6 protein-coding genes and 1 rRNA gene are annotated in these 8,905 nt (G+C 41.2%); 5 read left to right on the top strand and 2 right to left on the bottom strand.

What is annotated here, in order from left to right:
- Positions 1-8 precede the first annotated feature (8 nt).
- Positions 9-120: ribosomal RNA gene (gene rrf, locus AC1DU2_RS21355) — 5S ribosomal RNA — on the top strand.
- A gap of 447 nt (positions 121-567) precedes the next feature.
- A complete protein-coding gene (locus tag AC1DU2_RS21350; protein WP_477386696.1) occupies positions 568-780 on the top strand; it encodes a hypothetical protein in 213 nt (70 codons plus the stop codon).
- Positions 781-844: 64 nt separating this feature from the next.
- Here AC1DU2_RS21350 and AC1DU2_RS21345 read toward each other — a convergent pair whose 3' ends face one another.
- Together AC1DU2_RS21345 and AC1DU2_RS21340 are read right to left on the bottom strand one after the other, a co-directional pair.
- Positions 845-1,363 (bottom strand): hypothetical protein, encoded by a 519-nt coding sequence (locus tag AC1DU2_RS21345; RefSeq protein WP_477367443.1) that lies wholly within the window; start codon positions 1,361-1,363, stop codon positions 845-847.
- Between the two features lie 471 nt (positions 1,364-1,834).
- Positions 1,835-2,389, bottom strand: a complete 555-nt coding sequence (locus AC1DU2_RS21340; RefSeq protein ID WP_477386694.1) for a hypothetical protein — start codon at positions 2,387-2,389, stop codon at positions 1,835-1,837.
- 863 nt (positions 2,390-3,252) lie between these two features.
- On the opposite strand from AC1DU2_RS21340, the gene AC1DU2_RS21335 reads away from it, so the two are divergent.
- From AC1DU2_RS21335 to AC1DU2_RS21325, 3 genes are all read left to right on the top strand, one after another.
- Positions 3,253-7,662: a hypothetical protein gene (locus AC1DU2_RS21335; RefSeq protein WP_477386693.1), complete on the top strand. Its 4,410-nt coding sequence runs from the start codon at positions 3,253-3,255 to the stop codon at positions 7,660-7,662.
- Positions 7,663-8,070: 408 nt separating this feature from the next.
- Positions 8,071-8,310 (top strand): hypothetical protein, encoded by a 240-nt coding sequence (locus AC1DU2_RS21330; RefSeq protein ID WP_477386691.1) that lies wholly within the window; start codon positions 8,071-8,073, stop codon positions 8,308-8,310.
- Complete coding sequence (locus tag AC1DU2_RS21325) at positions 8,310-8,603, top strand: type II toxin-antitoxin system RelE/ParE family toxin (protein WP_477386689.1); 294 nt, start codon at positions 8,310-8,312, stop codon at positions 8,601-8,603. Before AC1DU2_RS21330 ends, AC1DU2_RS21325 begins: the two co-directional genes overlap by 1 nt.
- Positions 8,604-8,905 lie beyond the last annotated feature (302 nt).

Genomic DNA, 8,905 nt, shown 5'->3' with positions numbered 1-8,905 from the left:
AAAGAAATTCAGGTGCCTATATCGGCGGTGTCTACCTCTTCCCATTCCGAACAGAGAAGTCAAGCCCGCCAGAGCCGATGGTACTGCGGTAAAACGTGGGAGAGTAGGTCGGTGCCAAATCTTATCCGCCTTAAAGGCTGAATCGTGAAACCCTTCATCATACTGATGAGGGGTTTTTGCGTTTTGAAAAGTTCAATCATTCATTAGTTCATTGGTGTTCGGTTGGATACCTTGCTTTGCTGAATTTAGCTTACAAAAGGTACACGTTTGTGGTAAAAAGATGTACTTCCTGCGCAGGTTATTGGTACTAATAGGCAATAAATATGCAATAAGTTACAACATGTTTATTACCGCTATTTGGAAGCTTTGAAAACGGCTCACCTGGGGCGTTTTTTTACCCAACCGCAACACCTTTTTTCAGACATAAGACTTCAAGTCCGCAAGCCTTACCCGCCTCTGAAACTCCCCGTCCCGCCGTTTCGCCCCCTTGTTTTTCAGGCTCACCGTTTTAATGGCACGCAGCTGGGTGTTTTCATGACAACTTTACCGCAACAAATTAAAAGCACCATGAAAAAGATTATTTTATTTATAGCCATCAGTGTTGGGGTGGAGTTGCAAACTGAAGCGCAAACAAGGATAGTAGTAGTACGCGCACCTGCCCGCAGGGTGGTAGTTGCCGCCAGGCCAAGGGTTGTAGTAGTGCCAGCCAGGCCGAGGGTTGTGGTGGTGCGGCCGGTTGTGCCACGCAGCAGGGTTATTGTACGCAGGCGGGTGTTGTAAACCGCCTGCACCCAGCCTTTAAAATGTTTTAGCGTAAGGCAACATCTGCCATACCGGGCTATTTTTATTTCTTCAATAGCTCAACCGAATTTAAAAACACATCGTTATTTTGGGTTACCAGATTAGGGGGCACCCGGCACACGAATGAGTAAATTTTGCTGCCAATTAATATCATATGTATTATTGCCTTATTTTTATTAGTGTTTTCAACTCCCGAAAAACTATAGCTGGTATACGTTTTCCATTTGCCTATGGTGATATCTCCAAAAGTATAGGTCGGCTTTTTCGAAGCAAAACCCGTCCTCATTTGATTGGCAAATTCCTGTGTATCCTTCATTGGTGCCAGGCCTGCCGAATCCACATGGGCTACAACCTCAAAATCTATCACGCCGGCGCTATATATAACACTGTCTTTCGCTTTTACGGTATAACTTTCAACTCCGTTTTTAATTACCTTTTCAGGTTCGGACGGGAATTTTACCGATAGTTTTGCACCCAGGTTTTGTGTTACCCAATTGGTTTGGGCCTTAGCTGCTGCCGATAGCGTCAGCATAAATAATAACAGGTAATAGGTTTTTTTCATTTCCGATAAAAGTATCATATTATTTTCAAATAATTCTAATGTAAAGTCAATAGTACTAAGTTTTAAGTCAAAAGTCCAATTTATTTTTTGACTTAGAACTTAAAACTTTCGGCTAAGGACTACAGGGCAGATGCATATAAATTGGGTTAACATAACTTAACACATTTCGAATATGTTTTTTATAAAAATCTGATAGTCAGTTATTTGTAATTTATCATGGTTAACACTAAACCGACCGTGCAACTTAGAAACATCCAAATATTTGTGCCTGTTGCTGACCAATACAAGCCCTTTTGGTTCCTGGATCATTTAACCACGATCAGCCAATAAACAAGGTATTGTTTGATGCTTATATCTTGCCGACACTATAAGCTTATTCCGTTAGCAATTAAATAAAAGCTTATCGCCGTTAACTATTTAGATGCGTTTGCCCTGCTAAACACTATGCGTTATTGCCTGATTAACATAACACTAATACGATTCTAAAAATTCGTCTATTGTACCTTCGTCATCCAGGTTTTGTATGGCGTTTGCCAGTTTAATTTCGCCTTTGGCCAATGCAATAGCTGTTAACGCAGCCGATGCCAGGCTTAAGTCCCAGGGTTGGCTTATGGCCTCAGCGGCCAGTTGGCCTAAATTGGCTATGGCTTCATTGTAAGCAGGGTATAGCGCCCTGGGCAGCGGCGGGTTATCCTTATGCCGTTGTATTTCGATGACCGAAACAAGCCCCAGTACATTATAATCAACAAATTGCTTTTCGCGGGCTATCCTCACCAAATGAGGAACGGCATAATACGATGCCAGTCCCACATCGCCCTGGTGATGCAGGTCGTTCCATAACTCCTGGTAAATATGGTTAATGGCTTGCTTGTCGTTTGCCTGTTCCAGCTTTTTTAAGGCTACCGAAGCATTGTATGGCGTGCCTTTGTAGCCGCCTTCTAAAGTATCCCATTTGGGGTCGTCAAGTTGTAAAGCCGGTTCATTTACCGGTTTTTTAGGGAAAAAATCACCCAATCTGATGGCCATGCGGTTTTCGTTTTTCAAATATAAGCAAACTGAAATGCCAAAAGCAATCACCATGCATTAAGCCGCCCCCCCTCAAATAACATTAAGCTAAACGCATTTAGCATTTAGGATTTTAGTTTAGCACATAATTCATCATTCCCCAAATCCTTCGTCTAAAATCCTCTCACCCATCCATCTTGCTACTTGATACTTACTACTTGATACTTCTTCCATGGCGTTTCCCCGTTGGTAGAAACGGGGCCGGGCTTTACATTCATACGCCTGCAGGCATTACGCTCGCGGGCCGGTACCCATTTCAATCCCTAACGCGAACGCGGGGGGGGCCTTGCGGTAGCTGGAGTAATACGGATTGCCGGCGCACGCGTGTCGCGTGTATCCTATTCGTTAACCCAGTTCTTAACTATAAACAATGGAAAAATGTTGTAGACATATCAGCGGGGCACACGCGACACGCGTGCGCCAGCAGAGGGTTTCCCCGTTGGTAGAAACAGGGCCGGGCTTTACATTCATACGCCTGCAGGCATTACGCTCGCGGGCCGGTACCCATTTCAATCCCTAACGCGAACGCGGGGACCCTGCGGTAGCTGGAGTAATACGGATTGCTGGCGCACGCGTGTCGCGTGTGTCCTATTCGTTAACCCAGTTCTTAACCATAAACGATGGAAAAATGTTGCAGACCTATCAGCGGGGCACACGCGACACGCGTGCGCCAGCGGAGGGGTAGCCACACAAGACTTGCGCCAAGGCGGGCTCGTGGTAGCTGTGGAAGAATTTTTAATTTCTTACTTTAATGCGGTTCTAAATATTTAGGGGAAGCAAATTTTTATTAGTTTAGACTATTTAACCCTGTTAATTTTTTACCAATGCTAGATTGGAGTAAGCTTAAACCCTATAAAACCGCAAAGACAAAAAGTTTTGAGCAGTTATGCTACCAGATTGCAATCAGGTTATATGGACAAATGGGAAATTTTACACCGGTAGACGATAGCGGCGGCGGAGATGGTGTTGAATTTTTTTTAACATTACTTAATGGAGAAGAGTGGGGATGGCAAGCAAAATATTACGAGAATAGCCCAAGGTTAAGAGATAGTAATCGGAAGGAGGCTATCATAGACTCATTGAGACGTGCGCTCGAAGTTCACCCCAATCTTACCAAATGGTACCTATGTATTCCAATGGACTTTAATAAAGCCGAAGATAATTGGTTCAAAAAGGAACTCCCTAAAAACATCCCAACCGGCCGCAATGTGGAAATAATTCCTTGGTCACACTCTTTTTTTCATGAAAAGGTCTATCAACCCCAATTCAACGGAATTTGGCAGTCATTTTTTAACCTTCTTGAGTTAGATAACGACTGGTTTCAAAAAACTTTTAATAATTCCTACAGCCTCGTCAAAAACAAGTTCGAAGAGAACCTTTATATTCCAAACGGTGAATTTGAATACTGGTACCTAAATCCTTTACTGTGTAACAGTGGATTTAAAGATAGGATAAAAGAATACCTTGACGTTTTAACTCATACCTACGAGCAAAGCATTATTGAGTTAGACGAAATGAAAATTACAAACAAAGCGTTTCAAACGGCATTTTCGACTTACCGCGGAAGAATTGCAAGATTCAATGAAATTTTCACAAAGAATCAAGCGGCCATTTACAACCGGCTGGAACGCCTAAATGCAAATGATATAACGAAATTTCATCGATCTGATTTTAGCGAGATCATTAATGAGATGTCGCACATTTTAGGAATGGCAGATCAAGAAGCGCAAAAATTGATCAGAAACCAGATAACAGAAGAAGAGGATATGGAGGGAGACAACCAGATACAATATAATTCCCTCGTCGCCCACGAAAGTTCTTGCAAGAAGATTATCGAAAATCTAAACAATTATATTCGAGATACCTGTATTCCACTCAAAACTCAGATTGCACATTATTATGGAGGAGGCGGTGCAGGAAAAACCAACCTGTGTATAGGTATTGCTAAAGACTATTTATCCAAAAAGCACCCTGTCCTATTTTTCTCTGCTATAAAACTCAATACTGACCAACCTTTGTCTGAGCAGTTACTTGGACAATTGGATATTCGTGCAGGCCATAATTTTGGCGATTTATTAGACACATTGAATGAAATCGGGAAAATATGCAATGTAAGGGTGCCATTTATAATAGACGGCTTAAATGAAGCAATTATCCAGAACGGCCAACTTAACCCTATTCTCAAACGAGATATGCCCGTGTTGGAAAATGAGATTTCCCTTCGTGATCATCTTGTATTAATTACGACCTGCAGGCCATCTTATCAGTCTATAATTTGGCCGGATTTTAAAATAAATGGTGATTCTCGTTTTCACCCACTTTACGGTTTCATAAATGAAAAGGATAAAAAAAAGCTTGTTCAAAAGTATTTCGATGTTTACAAAATAGAAGCTGATTATTCATTCGTTTCGTTCCAGCAATTTGGAAGGCCATTATATCTAAAGATCTATTGCGAAACCATAAACCCGGAACGCAAAGAGATTAAACAGGTTACGTTGGGATACGATTCCATATATACAATATTTGAAAAATTTATTGATCGCTGTGACCGCCAGATCTTTGAAAGGTTAACAGAATATGGCTGGGCTCCGATAGGAAAAAACAGGAAATTGGCCAGTAATATCCTGAATAAGATCGCTCAAATGTTGTGGGACACTCCATCACGTCATTTTGAGCTGGAAAACCTTATAGAAGTTGCAGACCCAACCGGATTTAGCAACTATTATCAATCCGCAACAAAAGCGCTACTTGATGAGGAATTGTTGTTTACGCGCGATAGCTACCAAGAATCCGATCACATTTATATCACTTACGATGCTATGACAGGTTACGTGATCGCAAAACATCTAATTGAAACTGTCGTGGATATCAAAGAATTTCTAAACGGCCCAGATATGGATAAGCTATCCAACAACAAATACATAATAGAACACCCTCAGAACGAAGACATACTAACAGCGCTTTGTACATTACTGCCTATAAAAAAGCAATTATTTGTTCATGACTTAATTTGGGAGGAACAAAGTACAAGTAAGAACAACGAAAAACTCTTACAAGAGTCTATTGCAGCAACACTCACACTTTCTCCACAATATATTCCCGAAGATCAGATAAATTATATCCGGATGCTTTTAACCGAAGAAGCCAATTTAATACCAATTTTGACAAAATGTGAACCAGTTTTGTTCGCGGTAAATCACCCTTTCAATTTTAGTTTGTTTGATCATTTATTGTGGAAAATGCCGATGAACAGGCGGGATGTGGTTTGGACAGAACACATCAGAGCGTCAGAGGATGGCTTTGTAGGTGGTCTCATCGCCGAGTTTAAGCGCTTACAAAATCTTAACGTACACACAACTGAGCAAAAAGCTAAAATTGAATTGGTAGGAACATACCTTATCTGGAATTTAACGACGACGAATAAAACCCTGAAACAACAAGTAAGCGATGCGCTGTATACATATGGATTTAAAAATCCCACTGGTTTTTTGAACTTCTATTTTCGTTTTGCAAGTGTCAATGACCCAACGATATTCGAATGGTTAAGTATGATATGTTATAATCTGCAACTGGCGCTAACGCAATCCAGTATCGATATTTTGGACGATGGGTTCAATAAATTGGCTGCTTTTATAAGAGATAGCTTGTTTAATAAGGATAGTAATATTACCACTAATCATATCATTATAAGAGATTATGCATATCGGACTTTGGAACTTCTTTCTTTTAAAATTCCGGCTATTGCTAAAACTACCGAACTCAAAATCATTAAAAAAACATTCTTGGAACTGGGTGTTACACAATGGGAAACGGAGACAGACAAAAACGAAAAAGAGTATCGCAGTGGCAATTCGTTAATACATCACCGATTTGGCAAAGAAAAAATGTTCGCAATTAGTTCGACTGGTGACGAGTACCGTCCAACGGATATTTATTTAGAACGCCTTGGTAATTTAAGATGGCGGGCTTACGGTCTCGGCTACGATTTTGCTTTATTTGGAGAATTGGACAAAGAGATTGCTGGATTATCTGCATACGGCGATTTATTTCCGGATATTAAGCGCTATGCGGATAAATATATTGACATTGCTTACCAAGAATTATGCGGCTATCTCGATGACCGTATGTTATTGCGAAACTTCAGAGAAACCGGAAATTTACGTATGGAGAAACCGCAATTTGAGCCCAGCCAGGTAGTTGACACGATGACGAAAACAACACCCTCAAGGTTCATAACTTCTGACTATATTGATGTCAATTCAGATATCATCAGTTGGTGCAATAATAGATCCGTTATTGATCCAACAGAACATCTACAAATATCTGATTTTCTTGGCAGAAAAGGTGATTGGAGTTTGCTACATGGCTTTTTTCACCAATGCAAGCCTTCATATACTCGGCAGTTTTTCAAATATATGGAAGCGATAATGATACCCGAAAAAGATTATTCCCTAACATTTCGAATACTGTCGGAAGCGACAAATATTGGAGTTTCTTCTGACCCCCCGTTTTCAGATGGCGTTCAGGGAGGCGAAATTCCTGATGGGAGAGCAATTCCCTTTAATAAAATGGAAACTTGGCATTGCACTTTAGTGGAACGCAAAGTGAAGGTCAAGTATGAAAAACATGAACTTTTTATAAACGATATTATTTTAACAGGTTCAAAACGAGAATCAGCGTTTCTTGAATTGCAAAGAAAAACAGGGAAGCAGGGATTTGATGCTGAAATGCCTAAGGGAATTCCGCCACCTCTTAGCCCGCTGTTTTTTCAAAATGGCCGGCCAGTAATGACAGTAATAAAAGCACTCGAATCGATGAAAGCTGAGCTGAAGCCAGTTACTTATGAACGTCAGGAAATCAGGCAAAGATCGAAGGATATCCGTATCATGCATCCAGTACGTGTTCTTAAACATAAATTTTACGCCAGCAAGAATATTATTGATCATTTTAAGCTGACGCGGACTGCACAGTCAACCGATTTGTATGACTCAAGTGGATCACTGGCAAGCTTTAGCCATAAGTTAAAAAACTCATATGTGGATCAAGAAATCTTCTGTTATATCAAGAAAGATCTTTTGAAACAGTTTCTTACTGACAACTCTCTGAAGATGGTTTATGTAATTTGGGGAGTACGTGATTATTATCCGGAAGACGGCGATTGGCAAAAAGCTATTAGAAGTGGAAAAGCGCTTGACAAAGCCAAATTTAAAACGGTGCTCCCTTTTGTGGAATAATTTAGCCCCCAGCTACCGCAAGCACTTTTCGCTGCCGCAGGCCTCCAGGCCTGTGTGCCCGCATGCAAATCACGGTGTTCTTGTATAACGTTAAGCCCACAATTCCCCGCAGCCCGCGTTAGTGATGGAAGTGGATACCGGCCCGGCGCTTAATGCCTGTGCGCGTATGAACGGACAGCCCGGCCCGCAGGGAACGCCATTATTTTAATTCAAAAGTTAAAATTCAAAAAAGGAATCGGTCATTAGTCATTGGTGGGATGGTTGGTTAGTAGGGGGCATTAGTTTCCTGGTTCATTAGCTCATGGGTCGTTGGCGGCTAAATGCTTAGCTGCTGGTAAATAGTGTGCTTGCAAATCAATGGTCATCATTAGTTTGTTTTTTATAAATTTATTTGATTAAATTTGGTTTATGAGTGTATTGGTAAACACAAAAAACGAACAGGAAGAGAAGGTACTATTGGCTTTTTTGGATAGCCTGCGCTATAGCTACCAGGCCGATGTAGATAAAAACACCGATGAGCTTAACAGCGCGTTTATTGACCAGTACAATGCCGAAATTGAACAGGCAGATGCTGCGATTGAAGCCGGGAGCTTTGTTAGCCACGATGATGTAGAACAGCTTTTTAAAAATAGGAGAAAAGCGCTTTAATGCAAATTAAATGGAATAAATTGGCTGTAAAACAGCTGATAGATGCTATTGAATACCTGGAAGATAACGACCAGTTTGCATATGCTGAAAAAATTGAACAACGGATATTATTAAAGATTAAATCGCTCCCCCTTAAATCAGAACTCTACCAACCCGATAGACTGAAGAAAAACAACGATGGCAGTTTCCACGCCTTTGAAGTTGACAGCTACCGAATTTCGTATAGGGTGTTACCGAAAGAAATACGGATATTGAGGGTGAGGCATTCGAGCCGAAGGCCATTTACCCGGTAAGATTCAGAAGCCCACAATTACCCGCAGGGAACGCCATTATGGTTCATTGGTTCATTGGTTCACTGGTTCATTAGTTCATTGGTGGATGGTTCATTAGGATGGTTCATTGGTTCAAGGTTCATTAGTTCATTGGTGGAGGGCTTGCTACAGGCTTGGCGTGGATTTGTCAGGCCCGCACTTTGTTGGAGTTGTTCTCCGACAAACCCGTTATCCGTTATGCTGTCGCAGAAAACAGATGCATTTTTTCGGCGATTGCCTCGTCGCCAGGGAAGCCACTTCGGATCCTTCCGCTTTTATATTTC

The organism is Mucilaginibacter sp. P4_C11 (assembly GCF_056402115.1).
This window is presented reverse-complemented; position numbering and strand designations above follow the sequence as displayed.